At 45.6% G+C, this 24,577-nt stretch carries 18 protein-coding genes and 2 pseudogenes; 13 read left to right on the top strand and 7 right to left on the bottom strand.

The window, feature by feature from the left end:
• Positions 1 to 169 (bottom strand): annotated as a pseudogene (locus HMPREF2952_RS09555) (NADPH quinone reductase MdaB); the annotation flags it as partial.
• 138 nt (positions 170 to 307) lie between these two features.
• Positions 308 to 766: a LysR substrate-binding domain-containing protein gene (locus HMPREF2952_RS09550; protein WP_004520558.1), complete on the bottom strand. Its 459-nt coding sequence runs from the start codon at positions 764 to 766 to the stop codon at positions 308 to 310.
• A gap of 40 nt (positions 767 to 806) precedes the next feature.
• Here HMPREF2952_RS09550 and HMPREF2952_RS09545 point away from each other — a divergent pair, with 40 nt between their 5' ends.
• A complete protein-coding gene (locus tag HMPREF2952_RS09545; RefSeq protein WP_004520559.1) occupies positions 807 to 1,010 on the top strand; it encodes an SRPBCC family protein in 204 nt (67 codons plus the stop codon).
• Positions 1,011 to 1,067: 57 nt separating this feature from the next.
• Here the strand turns inward: HMPREF2952_RS09545 and HMPREF2952_RS09540 are convergent, their stop codons facing one another.
• Positions 1,068 to 1,919 carry an MBL fold metallo-hydrolase gene (locus HMPREF2952_RS09540; protein WP_004520560.1) on the bottom strand — a complete coding sequence of 284 codons (852 nt, stop codon included), beginning with the start codon at positions 1,917 to 1,919 and terminating at the stop codon, positions 1,068 to 1,070.
• Positions 1,920 to 2,016: 97 nt separating this feature from the next.
• Between HMPREF2952_RS09540 and HMPREF2952_RS09535 the strand changes: the two genes are divergently transcribed.
• From HMPREF2952_RS09535 to HMPREF2952_RS09510, 5 genes and pseudogenes are all read left to right on the top strand, one after another.
• Positions 2,017 to 3,003 carry a GlxA family transcriptional regulator gene (locus tag HMPREF2952_RS09535; RefSeq protein WP_004520561.1) on the top strand — a complete coding sequence of 329 codons (987 nt, stop codon included), beginning with the start codon at positions 2,017 to 2,019 and terminating at the stop codon, positions 3,001 to 3,003.
• Positions 3,004 to 3,225: 222 nt separating this feature from the next.
• Positions 3,226 to 3,713 (top strand): annotated as a pseudogene (locus HMPREF2952_RS11545) (hypothetical protein).
• A 291-nt stretch (positions 3,714 to 4,004) separates the two neighbouring features.
• Positions 4,005 to 6,758, top strand: a complete 2,754-nt coding sequence (locus tag HMPREF2952_RS09520) for a type I restriction-modification system subunit M (RefSeq protein WP_070587652.1) — start codon at positions 4,005 to 4,007, stop codon at positions 6,756 to 6,758.
• A gap of 9 nt (positions 6,759 to 6,767) precedes the next feature.
• Positions 6,768 to 7,940 carry a restriction endonuclease subunit S gene (locus HMPREF2952_RS09515; protein ID WP_070695602.1) on the top strand — a complete coding sequence of 391 codons (1,173 nt, stop codon included), beginning with the start codon at positions 6,768 to 6,770 and terminating at the stop codon, positions 7,938 to 7,940.
• A 67-nt stretch (positions 7,941 to 8,007) separates the two neighbouring features.
• Complete coding sequence (locus tag HMPREF2952_RS09510) at positions 8,008 to 11,145, top strand: type I restriction endonuclease subunit R (protein WP_070695601.1); 3,138 nt, start codon at positions 8,008 to 8,010, stop codon at positions 11,143 to 11,145.
• A 78-nt stretch (positions 11,146 to 11,223) separates the two neighbouring features.
• Here HMPREF2952_RS09510 and mobA read toward each other — a convergent pair whose 3' ends face one another.
• A complete protein-coding gene (gene mobA / locus HMPREF2952_RS09505; RefSeq protein ID WP_004520569.1) occupies positions 11,224 to 11,805 on the bottom strand; it encodes a molybdenum cofactor guanylyltransferase MobA in 582 nt (193 codons plus the stop codon).
• 259 nt (positions 11,806 to 12,064) lie between these two features.
• Here mobA and HMPREF2952_RS09500 point away from each other — a divergent pair, with 259 nt between their 5' ends.
• The 3 genes from HMPREF2952_RS09500 to trmB all read left to right on the top strand — a co-directional run bounded on the left by HMPREF2952_RS09500 (position 12,065) and on the right by trmB (position 15,332).
• Complete coding sequence (locus HMPREF2952_RS09500) at positions 12,065 to 13,825, top strand: histidine kinase (protein WP_004520570.1); 1,761 nt, start codon at positions 12,065 to 12,067, stop codon at positions 13,823 to 13,825.
• Positions 13,822 to 14,478: a response regulator gene (locus HMPREF2952_RS09495; RefSeq protein WP_004520571.1), complete on the top strand. Its 657-nt coding sequence runs from the start codon at positions 13,822 to 13,824 to the stop codon at positions 14,476 to 14,478. The genes HMPREF2952_RS09500 and HMPREF2952_RS09495 overlap by 4 nt, the downstream gene beginning before the upstream one ends.
• Positions 14,479 to 14,615: 137 nt before the next feature.
• Positions 14,616 to 15,332 carry a tRNA (guanosine(46)-N7)-methyltransferase TrmB gene (gene trmB / locus HMPREF2952_RS09490; RefSeq protein WP_039862398.1) on the top strand — a complete coding sequence of 239 codons (717 nt, stop codon included), beginning with the start codon at positions 14,616 to 14,618 and terminating at the stop codon, positions 15,330 to 15,332.
• A gap of 59 nt (positions 15,333 to 15,391) precedes the next feature.
• Here the strand turns inward: trmB and ilvA are convergent, their stop codons facing one another.
• Positions 15,392 to 16,915: a threonine ammonia-lyase, biosynthetic gene (gene ilvA, locus HMPREF2952_RS09485; protein ID WP_004520573.1), complete on the bottom strand. Its 1,524-nt coding sequence runs from the start codon at positions 16,913 to 16,915 to the stop codon at positions 15,392 to 15,394.
• Between the two features lie 203 nt (positions 16,916 to 17,118).
• Here ilvA and HMPREF2952_RS09480 point away from each other — a divergent pair, with 203 nt between their 5' ends.
• The gene (locus HMPREF2952_RS09480) at positions 17,119 to 18,336 is read left to right on the top strand and encodes a D-alanyl-D-alanine carboxypeptidase family protein (protein ID WP_004520574.1); all 1,218 of its coding nucleotides are present in this window, start codon (positions 17,119 to 17,121) and stop codon (positions 18,334 to 18,336) included.
• 94 nt (positions 18,337 to 18,430) lie between these two features.
• Here the strand turns inward: HMPREF2952_RS09480 and HMPREF2952_RS09475 are convergent, their stop codons facing one another.
• Both HMPREF2952_RS09475 and HMPREF2952_RS09470 read right to left on the bottom strand, forming a co-directional pair.
• Positions 18,431 to 20,899, bottom strand: coding sequence for a calcium-binding protein (locus tag HMPREF2952_RS09475; RefSeq protein ID WP_070695600.1), 2,469 nt, complete (start codon positions 20,897 to 20,899; stop codon positions 18,431 to 18,433).
• Positions 20,900 to 21,082: 183 nt separating this feature from the next.
• The gene (locus HMPREF2952_RS09470; RefSeq protein ID WP_049336108.1) at positions 21,083 to 22,711 is read right to left on the bottom strand and encodes an ABC-F family ATPase; all 1,629 of its coding nucleotides are present in this window, start codon (positions 22,709 to 22,711) and stop codon (positions 21,083 to 21,085) included.
• 185 nt (positions 22,712 to 22,896) lie between these two features.
• Between HMPREF2952_RS09470 and HMPREF2952_RS09465 the strand changes: the two genes are divergently transcribed.
• The 3 genes from HMPREF2952_RS09465 (at position 22,897) to cysT (ending at position 24,550) form a co-directional block, all read left to right on the top strand.
• Positions 22,897 to 23,091, top strand: coding sequence for a hypothetical protein (locus HMPREF2952_RS09465; protein ID WP_049336152.1), 195 nt, complete (start codon positions 22,897 to 22,899; stop codon positions 23,089 to 23,091).
• 12 nt (positions 23,092 to 23,103) lie between these two features.
• Positions 23,104 to 23,553 (top strand): DUF4124 domain-containing protein, encoded by a 450-nt coding sequence (locus HMPREF2952_RS09460; protein ID WP_049336110.1) that lies wholly within the window; start codon positions 23,104 to 23,106, stop codon positions 23,551 to 23,553.
• Positions 23,554 to 23,713: 160 nt separating this feature from the next.
• On the top strand, positions 23,714 to 24,550 hold the full coding sequence (gene cysT / locus HMPREF2952_RS09455) for a sulfate ABC transporter permease subunit CysT (protein ID WP_003683475.1): 837 nt from the start codon (positions 23,714 to 23,716) through the stop codon (positions 24,548 to 24,550).
• The last annotated feature ends 27 nt before the right edge of the window (positions 24,551 to 24,577 follow it).

The following is a 24,577-nucleotide window of genomic DNA, read 5'->3' as shown; positions in this document are numbered from 1 at the left end:
AGAATTTTTCGATTTCTGCTTCAACATCATAGCCGGCATCAATCACGGTTTCTTGTATATTGTGTCCAAGTACGGTCAAAACTTCTTTCGCTTTTTTATGAAGCGTGTGGTTTAACTCACCATGCGAATGTCCGAAATTTTTACCACCGTCTAGTAATAAAATATTCATCTTTTGCTCCTACAACAAATAATTCTGAAAAATGAGAGCTTCAATTATGCCTTTTTACTGCATCTTTTAAAAGTACATTGGCTTGCACGCTTTTACAGACCATAAAGGGAAATTTATCATACCTATCATTAGCATTCATTATCTTCCTTCAACCAAATAAGCCTTTTCAATCAGCTCTCTAACCCAGCGATACGCAGGATCTTTATGTGTCCGTTCGTGCCAAATCAATGTTTTGGTAAAACCTTGAATTTCAAGGGGGGGCTCAAAGCGTTTGAGATTGGGCAAGTTGCTAATTAAACGTTCAGTCAGGACTACCAATAAATCGCTTTGTTCTAGTAATTCAGGCAAAACAATAAAGTTTTGTACCGATAGACTGACATTTCTTTGTAGCCCCATCGCTTTCAGGGCTTGGTCAATAACACCGCTGAAGTTACCGCCATGATAGGAAATCAAGGCTTGTTCTAACTGGCAAAATTGCTCAAGGGTAAGTTCTGTTTGTTGGGCTATTGGGTGATCGTGGCGAACGGCACAAATATAGCGTTCATCATACAGATTTTTTGCATGAATATCCGGTGCTTGGAAGTCTAGTGTAACCACCGCAAAGTCAATTTACTGCTGTTCAAGCTGATTTTGTACGATGCTTTCGTTAATCGCCAGCACCACCACTTTAATTTTCGGCGCTTGGATTTTAGAAAGCCTGCCTAACAACCGCGTGCGTGTATTAACCGAAGAAAGCCAAATCGGCAAACTCGCCAAAGGCTTGGCAGTAACTGTGCCAAATCCAATGGTAAACGGCCATCAAGCATGGTTAGACGGTTTAACAAAAGCCGCGAAAAAATAAAGCAGCCTGCACTTTGAAAAACAAGGTACAGGCTGCTTTAGGATAATGAGCCGTTTATCAATCCAGTTTCAGGATTTCTCCGTCTTCCGGAACGTTCACACGGCTTTCAATGCCTTGACCGCGTATAAATTTACGCATATCGGTGCGGCTGACGGCGGTATGATTCACGGTATCCATGTGTACGGTGATGATTTTGGCTTTAGGCATGACTTGGCTGGCTTTTAATACATCAGCCGTCCCCATAATAATGCCGTCTGAAATGCCTGAAATCAGCGCGTAGCCCGTGTTCATAATCAGATAATCGGGTTTGTAGCGGTTCAATGCTTTGTTTACATCTGCCGTCCACACAGTATCACCCATAATATAAGCGGTTTTGTGTCCGCTGCTTTGAAATACCACACCCATTGCATCGCCTAAGATTTCGGCTAGCTGAGGGTTGGCATACATGGCTTCTGTACCATGTACGCCGCCGGTTTTGCTGATGGTTACACCGTTGAATACAGTGCTGCCGTTCAACACGCGTACATCAGTAAAGCCTTGGCTGCGGATTTTTGCCGCGTCGGCTTGGTGCTGCACATATACGGGCAGGTTTTTCGGAATGGAACGTGCGGCGGTTTCGTCCCAATGGTCTTCGTGAGTATGGGTAACGACAACTGCATCCACACCGTCCAAAATTTTATTCACGCTCATCGGAAGCCCGACCAGCGGCATTTTGGCTTGGTTATTGAACGTACCGGCAAAGCCGTTCATGGAATGCTTGGGGGCGAAAAATGGGTCAATCAAAAACGTCTGCCCCGCATATTCGACTTTGGCGGTAGCGTTACGGATATGTTGGTATGAATCGTCTGCCCAAGCGGAAAAGGCTGTCGCGCCCAAAACAGTGGCAAGAATAAATTGCTTGAATTTCATGATGTTGCTCCTTAAAAAATCATGTAGCGTATTTTAAACAGCAGGTGTATCGGCTAAAATAGGCAATATTGCCAACAAACGCAAGGATAGTGCCAAAATGTCGTCTGAAAACGAGCGTAACGAGTTTCGCCAAAATCAAACTGTCCCAAAAATCGTGCTATATGCTCAATCGGGCATGAATGATTTTGTCTTCAACATTCCCTTTTCTGTTTTTCAGACGACCTATCGGGACAATCCGCTCTTTGACCTGAAAATCTGTTCCGATGATAGCAAAGACGTTATCACGGCACTGGGTGCAAGTATTCCCGTACACGGCGGATTGGATTTGACGGAAGAAGCCGACATCATCGTCATCGCAGGCTGGCGCAATATTGAAGAAGCCCCGACACCCGAGTTAAGCGCACATTTACAGAAAGCAGTACAACGTGGCGCGCATATCACCGCACTATGTTACGGCACTTACGCCCTTGCCTACACAGGACTTTTAGACGGCAGAACCGCCGCCACCCACTGGCTTGCCGAAGACGACTTTGTCCGCCGTTTCCCTAAAATTCATCTGGATACCAACCGCCTATATGCGGAAGACGGCAACTTTTTAACATCGGCAGGTGCGGCGGGCGGGCTGGATTGCTGCCTTTACCTCATCCGTAAAATCCATGGTGCAACCGTTGCCAACGACCTTGCCCGTACCTTGGTTGCGGCACCACACCGCGAAGGCGGGCAGGCACAGTTTATCCACCGACCTGTCGAACGTCGTACAGCCGATGACAAAATCAATCACTTATTGGACGAACTGCGCCAAAACCTTGCCACCCCATACCGCTTGGACGATTTGGCAAAAAAATTAGCTGTTTCCCGCCGAACCTTTATCCGCCATTTTTCTCAAGCCACAGGTATGAATTTCGGTGAGTGGCTCACAACAGAGCGGCTATGGCAGGTGCAGGATTTATTGGAAAATACGGATTTGCCGATAGAACGCATCGCCGAACAAAGCGGCTTCGGCAGCGCGGCAAACCTACGTTTGCAGTTCAAAGCCAAATTTAAAATCAATCCAAATGCCTGGCGGAAAGTATTTGGCAGATAGCTCGCGTTAGTCAATCCAAGATACCTGAGTGCAGGCTACTTTTGAGGTCGTCTGAAAACCCAAAAAGCAGCCTGTACTTTTCAGACGGCCTTTTTCCTTTTTCAAAGAGTAGAGAGATTTCAAAGAGTTTTTATAAATCGTCTTCAAAATCCAAACGCTTGTTCTATCTTAATCATTAGAAGAAAATGTTAGCATTAGGGATACAATAGGAAGGATTTACAAATGAAGAAAGATATTTTTTATTGTGAGCAGTGGTCTTATGGTTATAAGGAACTTCATAAGCCTTTTTCTGAGAAACAAGCTGAGGAAAAACATATTAAAGGGAAGTTATATACTACCGTAATAGGTTCGGTGAAACAACCTGAATATGTAATTACTTTACGAGAGGAAGTAGGTTTTTTTCAGTAAATTTTTTCGATAAATTTGGAAGGGATTATTTAACCCATCAATTTCAAAAATATTCTAATTCGCAATATTATTTTCTTTCTATGGCTGTATGGAGAGATTATATAACTTTGGAATCTCATGACTTAGCAGAAGGATATACTTATTTCTTCAATGAAAATACGGATGACTGCTATATCTTGAAAGAAGATTTTATTAATAATGAGCGATATGAAAAAACAGAATTATATCCCCAAAAAGATAAGGTAATTCTATTTCCAAAGTTTGGCGAATATGATTTGGTGCTAAATCCGAACATTATTTAATTGAGTTTTAAAACCGTCTGATATATTCAAAGATTACAAGCTCAATCTCATCCTCGCCAATAGAGATAGCGGCTCTTATATGGATACAAGATGCCGTCTGAAAGTTGAGTTTCAGACGGCCTTTGTGTAATGTGAGCTTTCCTACCATTTTTCATTGCATCGATGAATCATACTCCCTCTACGATGTAAATTATGTAAACACCGTGTTGATGGTTTATCATAGCTAAGTCTGCACCTAGCAATCATAAATACCGCAATATGTATAAAATCAAAAACCAATAAGAGAAAAAAATGAATAAACAACAACTTGCAGCCAAAATTTGGCAATCTGCGAATAAAATGCGTTCCAAAATTGAAGCGAACGAATACAAAGACTACATCTTAGGCTTTATTTTCTACAAATTTTTGTCCGACAAACTGGAGAAATTTGCCCTTGAACAAGGCTTAGAAAAATCAAATTTTGCCGATGAGCTTACCGAATCTAACGGGGTGCTTGTCAACCATATCAAAAGAAACCTCGGTTATTTCATCAGCTACGAACACCTATTCTCAACTTGGTTAGCCCAAGGCTCGGATTTCAATATTGCCCACGTTCGTACGGCAATGAGCGCTTTCAGTCGCAATATTGCCGACAATTACACCACTGTTTTTGACGGTATTTTCAAGACCTTAGAATCCGGTTTGAGCAAATTGGGCGATGGCGCCACCAACCAAACCAATGCAGTGAAAGACCTTTTTGTACTAATTGCCGATATTCCGATGGACGGTAAACAGGGCTATGACGTATTGGGCTTTATTTATGAATACCTGATTAGTATGTTTGCTGCCAACGCAGGCAAAAAAGCGGGCGAATTTTATACGCCGCACGAAGTATCTTTGCTGATGTCTGAAATCATTGCCGACCATCTCAAAGATCGTGAAGAAATCAGCATTTACGACCCGACCAGCGGCTCAGGTTCATTGCTGATCAACATCGGCCATAGCGTTGCCAAACATCTCAAAAGCGCCGACAGCATCAAATATTACGCCCAAGAATTAAAAGAAAACACTTACAACCTCACGCGCATGAATTTGGTCATGCGCGGCATTTTGCCGAGCAATATTTTCACCCGCAATGCCGATACATTAGAAGACGACTGGCCGCTGGAAGGCGAACCGCTGTATCTGGATGCCGTAGTGTCCAATCCACCCTATTCCCAGCCGTGGAATCCCAAAGACAAAGAAGGCGACATCCGCTACAAACGTTTTGGCGTCGCCCCGCAGGCAAAAGCCGATTTTGCCTTTCTATTGCACGACCTCTTCCATTTAAAGCCCGACGGCATCATGACCATCGTCTTGCCGCATGGCGTGCTTTTTAGGGGCGGAGAAGAAGAGAAAATCCGAAAAAATCTGATTGAATACAATCATATTGATGCCATTATCGGTCTGCCTGCCAATATCTTTTTCGGCACTGGCATTCCCACCATCATTATCGTTTTACGCCAAGAGCGCGAACGTAACGACGTATTGATGATTGACGCCTCCAAGCATTTCATCAAAGTAGGAAAAAACAACCATTTGCAAGCAAGCGACATCAAGCGCATTGTCGATTGCGTGACCCATCGTCGGGAATTACCTAAATTCTCCCGCATTGTGCCGAAAGCCGAAATTGTGGCAAACGGCTACAACCTCAATATTCCGCGCTACGTCGATTCTGCGGAGCCGGCGGAGCAATGGGATATCTTCGCCACCATACACGGCGGCATTCCCAAAGCCGAGCTGGCACAATTTGCAGACTATTGGGCAGCCTTTGACGGTTTACAGACGGCCTTGTTTACCGATAACGGCACACCTTATGTGCAGCCGAAAACCGACAATCTCAAAGCCGCCATGCAAAGCCACGCCAGCGTGCTGCATTACCAAGCGCAATTTGCAGAAAACTTTGCCGATTTCACTGCCAGCTTGGGAACCCTGCTGATTGAGCCGATGGAAACGCTCAACATCTCCCAAACCCAGCAGCAACTCGCCGAACTCATTCGGGAAAAAGTGCAGGCAATGCCCTTATTGGATTTTTATACCGCCTATCAAAAACTCGATGACCTATGGCGCGCCGATGTGGCAGGCATTGCCGCCGATTTGGAGATGATTCAAACCGAAGGCAAACAAGCAATTAAGCAGGTTGATCCATTTATGGTGTTGAAAAAAGACAGCAAAACCAAAAAAGAAGCCGAAGTACAAGACGGCTGGGTAGGGCATATTCTGCCATTTGAATTGGTGCAAGCCGTCAAATTACCGCAGGAATTGACAAACCTGAAAGCCAAAGAAAATCGCTTAGAGGAAATCACCGCCGAACTACAGAGTATTTTAGATGATTTGAGCGAAGAAGAAAAAAGTGGACCTTATGTCAATGACGATAATGATGCATTTATTGCTAAAGAAATTGCTGCTTATTTCAAAGTAATTTATGCAAGCGTTACAACAGAAGAAACAATCGCATTGGAAAATTACCTAGAATTATTGTCAAACAAGGCTAAAAAAGCTGAAAAATTAGTGTTTATTCAAGAAAATACGGTTGTAAATTGGGAAAATATTGAAGCTTCAAAAGATGGCACTTATGCAAAAGCGAAAGTGAATGCATATTTAAAATCTTTGCGTAGCGGTTATGAATTTGACGAAGATAGCTTAGAGAACAAACTATTAACAGTTCAAGCATTATTGGAGGAAGAAAAAGAAATAAAAGCCCAGATTAAAACCGACTCAGCGAACCTCCACAGCAAAACCAAAGCCACCATTGAAGCCCTGGATGATGCCGAGGCCCTCGATTTGCTCCGCCAAAAATGGTTTGTTCCGCTTAATGAGGCGATGTGCAGGCTGCCTGAAAACATGCTGGCGCAATTCAGCCAAAAACTGACCGCACTTTGCGACAAATATGCCGACACCTATCAGCACATCAGCGAGCGTAAACAGGAAAGCGCCGCCGCACTGGCGCAAATGATGGACGAACTCACCGGCAGCGAGTTTGATTTGCAGGGCATTGCCGCATGGCAGGAGATTTTGAAAGGCTAAGGGGGAAAAATGAATAAGCAACAAGAGCCACGTTTGCGGTTTAAAGGGTTTTCAGGGGCGTGGGAAGAGAAAAAAATCGGCGAGATATTGAGTGAAGTACGCCGTTCTATTTATTTAGAAGATAGCGAAAAATACCAGCTTGTTACCGTAAAACGCCGCAACGAAGGTGTCGTTTCTCGTGGATATTTATTGGGGAAAGATATTTTAGTTAAAAATTATAGCCAATTAAAAACGAACGATTATTTAATTTCCAAGCGTCAGATTATTCATGGTGCCAATGGCATTGTTCCTTCTGAGTTAGATAATGCAATTGTATCGAATGAATATTTGGTTGTTGTCAGTAATAACGATGTAAGAACAGAATTTCTTACGCTTGTTTCTCGAACGCCAAGTATGTACCTCAAGTTTTTATTAAGCTCTTACGGTGTAGATATTGAAAAAATGGTTTTCAATGTTGAAGACTGGAAAAGCAGGGAAATCACTTTACCGTCTCTTCCCGAACAAACCCATCTCGGTTTGTTTTTCCGTCGCTTAGACAGCCAAATCGCCGAGAGCCGTGCAGTGTTGGAAAAAAGCCGTCAGCTTAAAAAGGCAATGCTGGCAAAAATGTTCCCCGCAAACGGTGAAAAAATACCGAAAATCCGCTTTAAAGGGTTTGAGGGGGAGTGGAAGACAAGAAGCTTGAGAGATGTATTAGAGATTGAGCGAAAAGGAAAAGCTCAGTATCAAAAATTACAAGCAGGAAATGTACCTTATTTAGATGCTGAATTTCTTAATGGGGGTGTGAAAATCTTGACTGATGCAGTGTCTGATGTAGATGTGAATGATATTTTAATTATTTGGGATGGCTCAAATGCAGGAAAAGTTTATACCGGATTTAATGGGGTTTTAGGATCAACATTAAAATCTTATCGTACTAATGCAGATTGTTCATCAATGTTTTTATATCAAGAATTGGTGCGTAATGCAGAGGTTATTTTTAGCCAATATAGAACGCCAAATATTCCGCACGTAATTAAAGATTTTTCTGATGAATATAATTTCTTAATGCCGTCGTACACGGAACAAACCGCCATCGGCAACTTCTTCCGCCAACTGGACGAAACCATTGCCTTACAGACGGCAGAAGTCGAAAAATTAAACCAACTCAAAAAAGGGCTGTTGGCGGCGATGTTGGTATAGGCTGGCGTTCCTGCCCATGATTGAGGCCGTCTGAAAAATTGTAGTAGCGCCCTTACGGAGAAAAAGAATGTTTAATAAAGAAGCTGATTTTGAAAAAGCACTGATAGCCTTGCTGGCCACCAAAAGCTGGGAAAAGAAAGTGTTGCGCCACCCCACTGAAGAAGAGTTGATTGCCAACTGGCAGGCTCATTTGAATAAAACCAACCAACATATCGACAAGCTCGATGTGCCGTTGCTTCGCACGGAAATGAACCAGATTTTGGAACAGGTACAGGCATTGAAAACGCCTTATGCGCTAAACGGCTTTATCAACGGCAAAACGGTGGCCATCAAGCGTGAAAATGAGGAAAGCCGTCATTTCGGCAAGGAAGTGTCGCTGGATATTTTCGACCGTGAGGAAATTTCTGCCGGCAAAAGCCGCTATCAAATTGCCCAACAGCCCCAATTTACTCCTCGTTCGGATTTATACCCTAAGCAGCGCGGCGATTTGATGTTGTTAATCAACGGTATGCCGATGTTTCATATTGAGTTGAAACGCTCAGGCGTGCCCATCAGCCAAGCGACCAATCAAATTGAGCGATACCATAAGGCGGGCGCGTTTTCGGGTATTTTTAGCCTGGTGCAGGTGTTTGTGGCGATGACGCCGGAAGAATGCCGCTATTTTGCCAATACCGGCGGTCCATTAAATCCGGCGTTTTATTTCCGTTGGGCGGATTTCAATAATGTGTATATGAACGATTGGGATAAGGTAGCGACGCATTTCCTCTCGATTCCGATGGCGCACCAGTTTATCGGCGATTACACCATTGCCGATGCGAAAGACGAGCAGCTGAAAGTGTTGCGCAGCTATCAGTATTATGCGGTCAACAAGATTGCCGACACGGTGGCAAAGACAGATTGGACTTCGGGCAATCAGCGCGGCGGCTATATTTGGCATACCACAGGCTCGGGAAAAACGATGTCAAGTTTTAAATCGGCGCAGTTAATCAGCCGCCGTAAAGATGCGGATAAGGTGATCTTCTTGCTCGACCGTATTGAGCTGGGCAAGCAATCGCTGGAGGAATATCAGAATTTTGCCGATAGTAAAGATGATGTGCAGGCAACGGAAAACACCGCCATTTTGCTCGCTAAGCTGAAAAGCAAACAAGACCGCGACCGCTTAATCGTTACCTCCATTCAAAAAATGAGTAATATCAAGGCGGAAGAAGGGGTAAATGAGGCTGACATCGAGCAAATCAGTGGTAAACGTTTGGTGTTTATCGTTGATGAAGCCCACCGTACTACTTTTGGCGATATGTTGCTCACCATTAAGCACACCTTCCCCAATGCGATTTTCTTCGGCTTTACCGGCACGCCGATTGAAGAAGAAAACGCTAAGAGAAATTCAACCACTGCCACGGTTTTCGGCAATGAATTGCACCGCTATTCGATTGCAGACGGCATTCGCGATGAAAATGTGCTGGGCTTTCACCCCTTCCATATCCGTACCTTTAAAGACAGCGATTTACGCAGAACTGTCGCTTTGCAAGAAGCCAAAGCAATAGATGAAAGCGAAGTATTTGCCGATGATCAAAAGAAAAAAATCTACAATCAATTTATGAATGATGTGCCGATGGCGGGAGAATATACTTCAGACGGCAAATATCAAAAAGGCATTGAAGATTATATACCCAATGTGCAATATCAAACGCCGGAACATGTGAATGCAGTGATCGACGACATGCTGGATAATTGGCGACGCCTCAGCCAAGGCAAAAAATATCATGCCATTTTTGCCACCAGCTCTATTCCCGAAGCGGTCAATTATTATCGCTTAATTAAAGCCAAAATTGCTGAGAAAATCAGAATTGCTGAGGAAGCCAAAAATTCTGAGGAAGCCAAAGATCCTGAGGAAGCTAAAAATCCCTGGCCGAAACTGACCGCCCTTTTCGATCCGAATATTCTTAACGATGGGCAAGGCAACGATAAGGAAATATGGATTGCCGAAATTTTGAAAGATTACAACGCCCAGTTCCACACAAATTTCGGCTACGCCACTTATTCCCGATTTAAAACGGATTTGTCGGATAGGTTGTCGCATATCAATGCGTATAAGAGAATCAAGCCCGACGAGCAGCTGGATTTGTTGATTGTGGTCGATCAGATGCTGACAGGCTTTGACAGCAAATGGCTCAATACGCTCTATTTAGACAAAATTTTGGATTACGCCAACTTGATTCAGGCGTTTTCCCGTACTAACCGCTTATGCGACAAAACCGATAAGCCTTTTGGTTTAATCCGCTATTACCGCAAGCCGCATACGATGCAACGCAATATTGAGCGAGCCGTAAAACTTTATTCGGGCGACCGTCCTATGGGGCTGTTTGTCGATAATTTAGATAAGGTTATCGACAAAATAAATGTCTGCTTTGCCGATATTGCCGATATTTTCAAATGGGCAGGATTAGAAGATTTTTCAAAAAACCCTGATGATACAACCTCATGCGCAAAGTTTGTCAAACTATTCAATCAGCTCAATGAGCACTTACAAGCTGCTCGGCTCTTGGGCTTTTCTTGGGGAAAATCAAGCTATGATGTGGTACAGGAAGACGACAGCGTGATCACTGCCACACTCAATTTCGATCAAGAGACCTACGATAAACTGCTGGCTCGTTATAAAGATTTGTTTAAAGAAAGTTCAGGCAATGGTGGCGGTAGCGATGATGTGCCATTTGATTTGCGTTCGCACATCAACGAAATCGAAACCGATAAAATTGATCAAAATTATATGAATGCCCGTTTTGAAAAATGGCTTAAAACCATCGGCGGCATAGAAGAAGCTGCTGCACTTGAGGAGCTACACCACTCTTTTGCTACGCTTTCTAAAGAAGATCAAAAATTTGCTGAGTTGTTTTTACACGATGTGCAATCCGGCGATATCAAGCTTGATCCAAATTTAGCATTAAGTGATTACATCACCACGTACAAACAAAAAGATGCCAATGATAAGGTGCTAAAAGTAATTAAAGGTTTAGGGCTAGATGGAGATTTGCTACGTGCACTGTTGGCAAGAAAATATACCAGCGAAAATTTAGACTTAGGCAGACTAAATGACCTAAAAGCTACAGTCGATAGGGAAAAAGCCAAAGTTTATTTTAACGAAGAACGTATATTTTATTTAAATATACGGATTGATGAATTTCTAAGGGAACTAATTACAAGATAGTTATTACCTATTGAAAGATTTTTAAGCATCATCAAATGACGTATTCCTATCTGAATATTAGTCCCCTTACCTACCCAACTACAAAGGCTGAGCCAAATCATTTTCCGTGTTGTAGCTGATAAAATCCTGCTCATGAGGGAAATGGACAACCCTCGCGCGCTGTTGCTGCAGCCAACCTCGGATGCTGCGCATTCCTGAATAAAGGTATGGCACGGTGCTTTGTAGGATTTGCGGTCGGATAAACATCACGCTGTAATGCGGCCTGGCAGAGGTCTCTACATAAAACGCATTGCACAATGGCGTGCGCCGCGCGATGGTTTCAAATTGGGACACCAAATTTTCCGGCATCCGCGGCATATCGCAAGATACGATGAGCAGCCAATCGGCAGTAGCAATTTGTAAATCGTTGGCGGCGGTACACAAGGCGGCCAAAGGGCCGTAATGTTGCCATTGGCGCGCATCGGAGAAAACGTGCGCGCTGCGTTGGGCGTAGGATTCGAGATTGCGGTTGGCACTGATGGCGATATGGCTGACTTGCGGGCGGATTTTTTCGATAACGTGATCTATCAAGGCTTTGTTGTGCCACTGCACCAACCCTTTATCGACACCTCCCATCCGGCTTCCCTGCCCGCCGGCCAATATCAGTGCAAAAATTTTCATTTTGGTAGTCCTTTGCAAAGCAGAGTGCGTAAGTGTTATTCGAGATGTTGTATTTATGGAATAAGTTTTAAGGCTTCAGGCCGTCTAAAACCTGATTTTGTGATTTAATTCACTTAAGATGAATTTTATCATAACATGATTTTACATTAAACCCCTGTTTTTTCTTATCATAACCATACAATTATTTTAGACAGGTTGTTTATAGGCCGAAAGAATGATATTTTTATAAGATTATCGGATTAGTCTTCCTGCGTGCTTTATGCGTTTATTCTCCGGATCTTCAGACGGCCTGAGCCTGTCCTCGCGTTTAAAACTGCTGACTGTGTTATGGGTCGGCTCGGCTTTTTTGTCGATTGCCTTTACCCTGCTGCTTTCTTGGCGTTTGGAAAGCGCGGCCAAAACGATTGAAGATGCGGGCAGCTTGAAAATGCAGGTGTATCGCTTGGCTTATATGGCAAGCGTCCGTACGCCCAATGCTCAAATTGACAACCAAATCAAAGAATTTGAACGTACGCTGGCCAATGTAACGCAAAGCGATGCCATTCATCCGCTGATTCCGTCACAAATGCCGCTGGCTTACGATTTGATCCAATCGATGCTGTTAATTGATTGGGAATCCAACATCAAGCCTTCTTTGCAACATTACGAGCGGCCGACCCAAATCGGCTTATACCGTTTTGCCGGCAATATCGAGCTGTTTTTACAGGCGATGGAAAACGCCAACGAGCAAAATACTTTGTGGCTGCGCCGTTTTCAAATGGCGATGATGTTGATGATTTTAGTGGCTGCCGGCTTGATGATTGTTTGGCATTATTCGTGGATCATCCGGCCGCTGGAAAAATTGCGCGACGGGGTAGAAACCATCAGCGAAGGTCGTTTCGGGGTACAAATCGATACAGACCAAATTCGTGAATTCTCCCAAGTCAGCAAGGGCTTCAACCAAATGAGCCGCCGTCTGAAAACGCTTTATACGGATTTAGAAGGACAGGTTGCCCAACAAACCCAAGACTTGGCCCGGCAAAACCGTGACTTGACCCTGCTCTACCAGACTACGCGCAACCTGCACCAAACCTTTACGCCGCAACAGGCCGCAGAAGAATTTTTGGCTCAGATTCTGCCGGCGTTTTCCGCTTTGGGCGGTACGGTATATCTTTCCGATGAGGAACGGAAACGTTCTGATTTGGCGGCAAGCGTCGGTGAAACCGAAGAAGGAAATCGTGTAGAATTTCCGATCGTTTATCAAGACGAACAACTCGGCGTACTGACCCTATATTTTTCAGACGGCCATATGCCTGATGAGCAAGACGAAAAACTGCTGCATACCTTAAGCGGACAGCTGGGCATTTCCATCGCCAGCAACCGCATGGAACAAGAGCGCCGCCTGCTTGCAGTTTTACAGGAGCGTAACTTGATTGCGCAAGGTTTGCATGACAGCATCGCGCAAGCTTTGACCTTTTTGAATTTGCAGGTACAAATGCTGGAAAGCGCGTTTGCTTCAGACCAACGCGAGCAGGCCGAAGAAAATATCGGCTTCATCAAAGACGGCGTGCAGGAATGCTACGAAGACGTCCGCGAACTTTTGATGAATTTCCGCACCAAAATCAGTAATAAAGATTTTCCCGAAGCGGTAGAATCGCTGCTGGCGCGTTTTGAACGGCAAACTGGTATCCCGGTTGATTTAAAATGGCAGGACGACGGACAGGCATTAAATTATGATGAACACTTGCAAATCATCTTCATCTTGCAGGAAAGCCTGTCCAATATCCGGAAACACGCGCGTGCGCAACATGTCAGCGTCGAAATTGCCAACCACGGCGATTTTGTCATGACGATTCGGGACGACGGCGCAGGCTTTAATAAAGAACATCTATCAAACCGGCCTTCAGGCGAACATGTCGGCTTGGGCATTATGCAGGAACGGGCCCAACGGATTAACGCAGAATTGGCCATTACATCGCAGATTGGGCAAGGTACGGCGGTTATGCTAACTTTGCCGCAACAAATGAGAACAGCATCATGACGATTAAAATTACCCTTATTGACGACCACACCCTATTTCGCAGCGGCATCAAAGCCCTGCTCTCCCGCCAGCCCGATTTTGAAGTCGTCGGCGAAGCTTCAGACGGCCTGGCCGGCGTAAAAATGGTCGAACAGCTTAAGCCTGACGTAGTTTTGTTGGACTTGGATATGCCGGTCATGAACGGCCGCGAAGCACTGGCTCAAATTTTGAGCATCAATCCACAACTGACCGTCATCATGCTGACCGTTTCCGAAGACAGCGACGACTTGACCGAATGTATGCGTATGGGTGCAAAAGGCTTTTTGCTGAAAAACATCAACGCCGACTTCCTCTTGGAAAGCATTCGCAAAGCCGTCGATGGCGACAATGTCTTCTCTCCAGAAATGACCAGCCGCTTGGTGCAATCGCTGATTTCCCCTTCTCCTTCACGCTCCGACCACCTGCTGGCGCAGCTGACCCCGCGCGAAATGGAAATCTTGGGCTACCTTGCCGCCGGACACAGCAATAAAATCATTGCCCGCCATTTAAACTTGGCTGAGTCAACCGTCAAAGTGCATGTGCAGAACCTATTGCGCAAGCTGAATCTAAGCAGCCGCGTCCAAGCTGCGGTTTATGCGGTGCAACACAAAGTACCGCAACCGGTATTGTCTTAAAAAGGCCGTCTGAAACCTTCTTTTTAAAAGGTTTCAGGAAAAGCGTTTATTCGCTATAATCACGCCGATTTATATGCAGGGTTGTCTGATTTTTTCAGACGGCCTTTTTATTTGATTTCTCACTGATTTAAAACAACATGTCCGAAAACATTCCAGAAAATACACCCGAAAATACCGTTCCTGAAGAACACAAACGCAGCATCCGCAGTTTCGTCTTGCGTCAAGGCCATATGACCGCTGCCCAACAGCGCGCCATCGATACAATGTGGCCGCAATTTGGTGTGGACTTCCAAGAAGCTCCTTTGGATTTGAACCGCGCATTCGGCCGGGATAATCCTAAAGTTTTGGAAATCGGTTTCGGTATGGGCGTCGCGACAGTGGAAATCGCCAAACGTCTGCCCGATACCGACTTTTTAGCAATTGATGTTCACGGCCCGGGCGTCGGCAATATCTTGAAGCTGATTGAGGAAGAACACATTTCCAATATCCGCGTAATGCGTCATGATGCGGTGGAAGTAGTGGAAAAGATGCTGGAAGACGGTTCTTTAGACGGCATTCATATTTTCTTCCCTGACCCTTGGCACAAAAAACGTCACAATAAACGCCGCTTGGTACAAGTGCCGTTTGTTGAAAAGCTGCTGCCCAAACTCAAAAGCGGCGGCTATGTCCATATGGCGACCGACTGGGAAGAATACGCCGTGCAAATGCTGGAGGTTTTGAGCAGTTTCGACGCTTTGCAAAACACGGCTGCCGATTACGCCCCTACGCCCGATTATCGTCCTGAAACCAAATTTGAAGCCCGAGGCAAACGATTGGGTCATGGCGTTTGGGACTTGGTGTTCCGTAAAAAATAAAGCCGAACATAAAACACAAGGCCGTCTGAAATTTTTCAGACGGCCTTTTATCTTACTGATTAAGCCAAGAAAAGTTTATAAGCCGGATTATCGGTTTCTTCTTTATAAACATAACCCAAGCTCTCCAAGAAGTCGGCAAAGGCTTCATTGTCGCTTTCAGGTACATCGATACCGACCAAAATACGGCCGTAGTCCGCACCATGATTGCGATAATGGAACAAAGTAATATTCCATTCGGCGCGCATATGGTTCAAGAAGCGGGACAATGCGCCGGGACGCTCCGGAAATTCAAAGCTGACCAAGCGTTCGCTGGATACTTTTTCCGTACGTCCGCCGACCATGTAACGGATATGGATTTTGGCGATTTCGTCATTGGTCAGATCGACATTGGGCAAACCTGCGTCAGCCAGTTGTTTGCTGATGACGGCCAAGTCTTGCGCACCGGCGGTTTGCAAGCCGACAAAAATATGCGCATTTTTATCGCTGCCGTAGCGATAGTTGAACTCAGTAATGTTCCGGCTTCCCAGCAAATTGATAAACTTCAGGAAGCTGCCCTTTTCTTCGGGAATGGTAACGGCGAAAATACCTTCGTTGCCCTCGCCCAGCTCACTGCGCTCCGAAACGTGGCGTAAGCGGTGGAAGTTCATATTGGCGCCACTGGTGACGGCAACCAAATTTTGACCTTGGATATTGTTTTTCGCAACGTAAGCCTTCAGGCCGGCAAGAGCCAATGCGCCCGCAGGCTCAGTAATGCTACGCGTATCGTCAAAAATATCTTTAATCGCGCCGCACAACATATCCGTATTGACCGTAATAATTTCGTCCAACAGCTCTTTACACAGGCGGAAGGTTTCCTCGCCCACCACTTTAACCGCCGTGCCGTCTGAAAACAGGCCGACATCTTTCAAATGTACGATTTTCCCTGCCTCAACCGATTGCTTCATACAGCAAGAATCATCAGTTTGCACGCCAATCACTTTAATTTCAGGACAAACTTGTTTGATAAACGCCGCTACGCCTGCTGCCAAGCCGCCTCCACCAATCGGAACAAAAATCGCATTGATATTGCGGTGTTGACGGAGGATTTCCATGCCGATGGTTCCCTGGCCGGCAATCACATCCGGATCATCAAAAGGCGCAATATAAGTCAGCTTTTCCTTTTCGGCCAACTCCATCGCATAATCATAGGCATCATTGTAAGACACGCCTTTCAATACCACTTCGCCGCCACGGCTCTTTACCGCGTCAATTTTGATTTTAGGCGTTGTTTCCGGCATCACGATGACGGCGCGGCAACCCAAATACTGCGCCGATAAAGCCACACCCTGCGCATGGTTGCCCGCGCTGGCAGCAATCACGCCGCAATCCAAAGCTTCTTTCGGCAGCTTCGCCATTTTGTTGTACGCACCGCGGATTTTGAACGAAAACACCGGCTGCAAATCTTCACGTTTGAGCAAAACCTGATTGTTCAGACGGCCTGACAGACTGCGTGCCAAATCCAAAGGCGTTTCTACGGCTACATCATAAACGGAAGCGGTCAAAATACGGGTCAGATAATCGGAAAGAGGAAGAGGATGGTTCATGGTATTCAGTGTTCGAAAATAAATTGTCATTCGGCCGAATCGGCCTGAGGAAAAAGTTAAAACCATACCCCTGAGGCCGTCTGAAGGCAAGAAAAATCTTAGCAAAGCCTGAATGAAACGGTATAATGTCCGCTTACTATCTATTTAGTATGCCAAACTGTTTACTCGATAACAGTATCCACCCATATTCAAATTTACAAACAATGATGAAAAAAACGCTACTTAGCTTAATTTTTGCTGCCCTCCTGAATACCCACGCCCTTGCCGCCGACCCGGTTGCCTCCGCACCTGCCGTACAAGGCGAGGCACAGCCGCAGCCATTGTTGCACAGCATCAACAGTCCGACAACGCCTCCGGAAATCGCGGCAACCGCCTACATCGTTACCGACCTGCACAGCAAGCAAACCTTGGCATCCAACAATGCCGACGCGCCTATCGAACCTGCCGCGTTGACGCAAATGATGACTGCCTACCTTGCCTTTAAAGCATTAGAAAACGGTACACTTGAAGCAAGCCAAATGCTGACCGTTTCCAATGCCGCATGGAAAGTCGAAGGTTCGCGTATGTTCCTCGACCCAAAAGTGCCTGTCAGCGTCAGCTCCTTAATTAAGGGGACAACCATCCAATCGGCCAACGATGCCGCCATCACCCTTGCAGAAGCCATCGGTAACGGCTCTATCGATGAATTCGTCAAACAAATGAATGAAGAAGCCAAACGCTTGGGCATGAAGCACACCCACTTCAACAACCCGACCGGCATTTCTTCTAACGGCCATGTTTCAACCGTTGGCGACTTGGCCATTTTGGCAGCCGCGCTGATCAACGACTATCCGAAATACTATCCTTTGTTTGCAAATAAATCTTTCAAATACAATAATATCGAGCAGCCCAACCGCAATCTTCTGCTCTATCGCGACAGCAGTATCGACGGTTTGAAAACCGGCTATTCTGAAGGCGCAGGCTATCATCTTGCTGCTTCCAGCAAACGTAACAACCGCCGTATTGTTTCCATCCTTGCCGGTGCCGAATCCACCGAAGCGCGCGCAAGCGAAAGCAGCAAACTGCTCAACTGGTCATTGCAGGCATTTGATACGCCTAAACTTTACAACGGCGGAGAAGTGATTTCCCAAGTCAAAGTTTACAAAGGCAGCACCAAAGCCGTAGACATCGGTTTCTTGGACGATGTTTACATTACCATTCCCCACGATACCGGCAAAAACGTCAAACCAATCTTAGAAACGCTTCAGCCCGTCCTCGCCCCGATTGAAAAAGGTCAAGTATTGGGCAAACTGAAAGTCATGAAAGACGGCAAAATCATTGCCGAAAAAGACGTCGTCGCCCTAACCGGCGTGGAAGAAGGCAGCTGGTTGCGCCGTATGTGGGACGCGATTGTGTTGTGGTTTAAAGGTTTATTCAGTTAAACAATCAACCATAACAAAATAAGCCACAAAAAGGCCGTCTGAAACCTGTTTGCCAGATTTCAGACGGCCTTTATTCAGCCTAAAAGACAGCTAATTAGATAATTCCAGCGTTGGCGGTAGATGCTGTGTCATCGTGAACATCAACCGTATCGACAGACGAGTAGCTCATGCGGTCAGTATGCGTATTGACGTCTGACAAATTACTGATATTGTCATTACCTGACAACCTACCCATCAACTCTTGCAGGCTCAATGTGCCTTCATCGAAACGGAAGGTATCAATCACGGCATTGTTAGTGTTACCGGAAACGAATTGGTCATTGATGGTAATGCTGTCCCCTTCTGATCCCTTAACGGTAATTTTCCAATCGATATTGCCTCGAACATCAGTGATGGCATCAATATGCAGGTCATTAACAGAGATATTTTGGCCAAATTGCAGTGCATTATGTTCGCCCACATTATCGGTAATCGTATCCTTACCTTCTCCAAGGCTGAAAACATAAGTATCGGCACCCTTACCGCCTACCAAGTAATCGGTTCCTTGTCCGCCAAATAAAACATCGTTGCCATCGCCGCCATTCAAACGGTCATTGCCACTTTCACCCCATAAAGTATCGTTGCCGTTACCTCCATGTATAGAATCATTACCCATACCGCCATTGAGACGATCGTTTCCATCATAGCCAAAAATAATGTCATTACCTGAATCACCGTTAATCGTATCATTGCCCAAACCGCCTCTGATACGGTCATTGCCATCGCCGCCGCTGACAAGAGCATGGCTGCTGTCTGTAATTGTGATGATATTATCAGCACCTAAATGATTCGCAGCTTGGGTAAGACTGTGATCATCTATTTCCGCTACATTTTTTGCAGAAGTATTTTCTGCTACCGAAAGGCTATGATTATTTTCGATGGTTAATGTAGTCTCATTTACAGGCTCCGGAATATTGCCTTCTTTAGGATTACGGGTTTTGGTAATCTCTTGGTCGGAAAGATTATTCACAATAGTGTTATTTTCAATTTTGATATTGTTGAGTTCTCCCAAAATATCTTTTTCGGGAGTAGCATAATCCCTGCCTTCTTCCAAATCGATAGATCCTTTAACACGGCCATATGTGTCGGCATTAGTCCCGTTGTTTACCAGTAAGTTATCGTGAACGGAAATACCCGTATCATTGAAATCAAAATTATGGCTGTTTTTGAATACAGTGTTTAAGCGTACGCCACCCCAATTGGCATTATCTTTGATAAGGTTATTGGCTACTTCATGACCTTTACCGCCAAAGATACCAATACCTGCTGCACGCCAGCCTAATTCAACGGTATTATTCAAAAAGCGGTTATTTTCAGCAACATGGGCATTGGTATTCTCATGATGACTTGACCATGTTGCTAAGCCATCATCACCATTGCCGCGGATATTGGAATTGATAACGGTGGAATTGCTGGTCCCTTGGGCAAAGTTAACGCCGTCTGCAAAGTTGTTGCGAATAGTGGCATTGGAGATAGTCAAACCATCAGTGTAATTTAAAGGTTTGTTTTTAGAATAATCCCCAATCCATACGCCAGCTTCAAAATGTTCAATTTTGATATCGTGAATAGAAGAGCCAGTACCTAAAGTGCCGGATATCCCTTTATAATTGGCTTTCTCATCATGTCTTGAATTTAGATTTGAATCCATAGAGAGATTGCCCAAATCTATATCTTTACTACCGGGTTCAAAAGTAATACCACCGCCACCGCTCGCATAACCCTTATCATCGTATTTAGCAGCTTCAGTATTCAAAAAATGTAACTTAGTGTGCCATTGCCCTGCACCGGTAATCTTAATACCATCAGGAACATAAAGGGAAATCGGTCGTGAAAAATCAAATTGACCTTCAGGAATGTAAACAGATTTTTTAGACGCTTTTGCAGATTCAATCGCAGCTATGAATGCTTGGTAATCATCCGAGCCGTCATTGGCGACTGCGCCGAAATCAGTAATGCTGACACTGTTTTCAGGCTGTCTAATGGCGTCCGGTGCCTTTTCCAAATCAACCAAGTCAATGCCTACGGGCGTGCTGTCGATATTAGTGATTGTAACCTTATCCCCTACCTTGATATTGGCCTCTTTAAATAATTGGCTGACTTCGTCAAATTGGAAGCGGGCAAGCCTATCTGCCGCAGGCGTATCATGAACTTTAATATCATCATTCGGATGATATGTATAGTTATCCAAATATTGCCAGTTAGATTTGGAAGACAAATCCAAAGTACCGATCACTGTATTATTGACTTTGACTTCTACTTTACCGCTTTCACCGTCAGGAACGGTATAACGGATGGTTACGGCATTGGCATCTGCTTGTGCAATAAATGACACAGATGCATTAGTAGGCAAATCAACATATGCCTGACCGCTTGCTTCACGGGCAGTTGCGCGTTCTGCCTCTGAAGAAGAGGCATTTTTAACAACGCCGTTTTTCAGTTCACTTTGTTCTGCCTCATAAGTCGTATAGCCAAGTTTGGCACCATATTGAGAGGCATTGGGTACTGCTGTTTTAATGTTTACCATTTAATATATTCCTTCAAAAATGTCGTAATATTGAATTATTCTTTTGTAAAATGCTTTTATTAGTCATAATTTTGGCATAAAAGTTCAATATACTATTGTTTAATTTTGAAAAGAAAATGCCGTCTGAAAATATAGAAATTTTCAGACGGCATCTCAATGCCTTATTAGATTGTTGATAAAGATTTAAGCCAAACCTTTTTTCTCCAGATAGCTTTCGTAATCGCCCAAGTAGTGTTCATATCCGCCTTTGCCATCCAATTCGATGATTTGGGTAGCCAATGAAGATACAAACTGACGGTCATGCGATACAAAAATCAGCGTGCCGTTGTATTTTTCTAGTGCCATGTTCAAGGATTCGATGCTTTCCATGTCCATGTGGTTGGTCGGTTCATCCATGACTAAGACATTGGGTTTCAACAGCAACAGTTTGCCGTAAAGCATACGGCCTTTTTCGCCACCGGAGAGAACCTTCACTTTTTTCACAACATCGTTGCTGCCAAAGAGCAAGCGGCCCAAAGTGCCGCGGATGACTTGCTCGTCATCGCCTTCCTGACCCCATTGGCGCATCCATTCGCTCAGGTCCATATCGACGTCGAAGTCGTTTTCATGGTCTTGCGGATAGTAGCCGACACTGGCTTTTTCCGCCCATTTGATGGTGCCTTCGTCCGGCAGCAGGCCGCCTGAATATTCGGGGTTGTACGCACCTGCCAAGAGTTTCAGCAAGGTAGATTTACCCGCGCCGTTCGGGCCGATGATGGCAAGGCGTTGGCCTGCTTCAAGGATGAAGTTCAGGTTTTTAAACAACTGGGTTTCAAAGCGTTTGGCCAGTTTTTCAACTTCCACAGCCTGACGGTGCAATTTGGCTTTTTCGTCGGCTTCAAAACGAATATACGGGTTTTGACGGGTAGAAGGTTTGACTTCGACCATTTCCGATTTGATTTTGTCTGCCTGCTTCAGACGGCTGGTTGCCTGACGGGCTTTGGATTTGTTCGCAGAGAAGCGTGCAACGAACTCTTGCAGCTCTTGCAGTTTCTCTTTGGCTTTGGCGTTGTCTTTCAGGGCGCGCTCACGCGATTGGGCGGAAGCAAGCATATAGTCGTCGTAGTTGCCCGGATAGATGGTGATGGTGTTGTAGTCCAAATCCGCCATATGGGTGCAGACTTCGTTCAAAAAGTGACGGTCGTGCGAGATGATAATCATGGTGGAGTCGTACTGGTTCAACACGCCTTCCAACCAGCGGATGGTATTAATGTCCAAGTTATTGGTCGGTTCGTCCAAAAGCAATACATCTGGCTTGGAGAACAGGGCTTGCGCCAGCAATACGCGCAGCTTGAAGCCCGGGGCGACTTCTGCCATGGTCGCATTGTGCAAATCTTCGGAAATGCCCACGCCGCTCAACAATTCGGCAGCGCGTGCTTCGGCAGTGTAGCCGTCGTATTCGGCAAACTTAGCTTCCAGTTCGGCGGCTTTCATGTAGTCGTCTTCGGTAGCTTCGGGGTTGGCGTAAATCGCATCACGCTCGGTCATCGCCGCCCACATTTCGGTATGGCCCATCATCACTACGTCCAGCACGCGCATGTCTTCGTAGGCAAACTGGTCTTGGCGCAATTTACCCAAACGCACGCCGTTTTCAATCGCTACTTCGCCGGCAGTCTGTTCCAAATCGCCGCCGAGGATTTTCATGAAGGTGGACTTGCCTGAGCCGTTGGCGCCGATCAAGCCGTAACGGTTGCCTTCGCCAAATTTGACGGATACGTTTTCAAACAGCGGCTTTGCGCCGAACTGCATGGTGATGCCGTTGGTAGAAATCATTATTCGTAAAACCTTTATAAATAGAATGTTATAATCGGACGCGATTGTAGCATATTTTTGCAAAGACCTCAGGATTGAGGCCATAGCAAGTGTGCCCAATGCCTATGCAAGATAAAAACAGACAGCGCTTCACGCAAAAATGCGTTGTAGGCAGCATTTCAGGCCGTCTGAAACGGAGAAACAATATGGAAACGCACAAAATCTATTACGCCGTGATTATTTTGGTATGCGCCGCTTCCATGCTGCTCAGCCCGTTTTTCTATATCCGCCGCACACGATCTGGCGCTGAATTACGACGTGCGCCCAGACAGTGGAAGCCCATCCTCTTCGCCAACATCATCATGATTGCGGCTTTGCTTGTTTGGTGGAAATGGTTTTAAGGAAAAATAAAAATGAACAAAATTTGGATCAGTACATTACTACTCACTTTGACAACTGCAATTTCCGCCGCGCCTATTTTTGAATGTACCGATTCTGCCGGCCGCAAAGTCTATACCCAAGCCGGCGGCAAAAACTGCAAAGCCAGCAATATCGGCAAACCGTCCGTCTATACTTCTGCGCCTGTTTCAACACCGGCAACGCCGATTTCCCCAAGCAAAACCGAGCAAGCGGAAGAAGCTGTCGCCCCGGTCAATCCGGCTGACGTCGGCGCAGCCAAGCGTGCTTTGGATACCGCCAAGAAAAACTTGGAAGAAGGCAAAAAAGTGCGTTATGGCAATGAACGCAACTATGCCCGCTATCTCGAACGGATCAAGGGTTTGGAAAAAGCCGTCCGCTCGGCTCAGGAAAACTATGACGCGGCGCAACACCAGCCTGCATCTCAAGATCCTGTTGCCTATTGATCCTTACCACACCAGCAAGGCCGTCTGAAATTTGGTTTTCAGACGGCCTTTTCATGTCTTCAATATAACAAAATCGTCTTTATACCAAACAAAGCATTCTTTCCAGTTTTCAGACTGCCTTGTTAAAGTAAGCGTGTATTAAATTCTGACGGTTGCCATTATGTTGTTACTCAAAACGCCTTCTGTATTGCCGGGTTTCAAGCTCAGTTTGGGTTTGACGGTTTTATGCCTGTCGCTTTTGGTGGTTTTGCCGTTTGCGATGATGGCGGCCAAAGCAGCAGAAATCGGCTGGAGCGGATTTTGGAACACGATTACCGAACCCAATGTCTTGGCGGCCGTCTGGCTGAGCTTGCGGATGTCGTTTTATGCGATGTTAACCAATATCGTGTTCGGCACGTTGGTCGCCTGGGTATTGGTGCGCTATGAATTTCCGGGCAAAGGGTTGGTAAACGCTTTGGTCGATTTGCCGTTTGCGCTGCCGACAGCGGTAACAGGCATTGCGTTGGCAACCCTGTATGCGCCCAATGGCTGGATAGGCCGTTTTTTCGAGCCTTTGGGTATCAAAATCGCCTTTACGCCCATCGGTATTTGGATTGCGCTGATTGTCGTCAGCCTGCCCTTTATCGTCCGCGCCGTACAACCGGTATTGGAAGAATTGTCGGGCGAGTATGAAGAAGCAGCGGCAACTTTGGGCGCAAGCCGTTGGACTACGTTCCGCCGTGTTCTCTTGCCTGAAATCACACCGGCCTTGTTGACCGGTGCAGGCATGATGTTTGCCCGCTCTACCGGCGAATACGGCTCGGTCATTTTCATCGCGGGCAATATTCCGATGGTGTCTGAAATCCTGCCCTTGATTATTACCGGCAAACTGGAGCAATACGATGCTCAGGGCGCGTCTGCCGTTGCTCTGTTTATGCTGATGATTTCGTTTGTCATCCTGCTGATTTTAAACATTATGCAATGGACTTTGAGCCGCCGTGCCGGAGCGAAGGTTTAACAAACAATAGGCCGTCTGAAACATCAA

Origin of the sequence: Neisseria sp. HMSC068C12, assembly GCF_001814095.1 — a bacterium.
GTDB classification, from domain to species: domain Bacteria; phylum Pseudomonadota; class Gammaproteobacteria; order Burkholderiales; family Neisseriaceae; genus Neisseria; species Neisseria perflava.
This window is presented reverse-complemented; position numbering and strand designations above follow the sequence as displayed.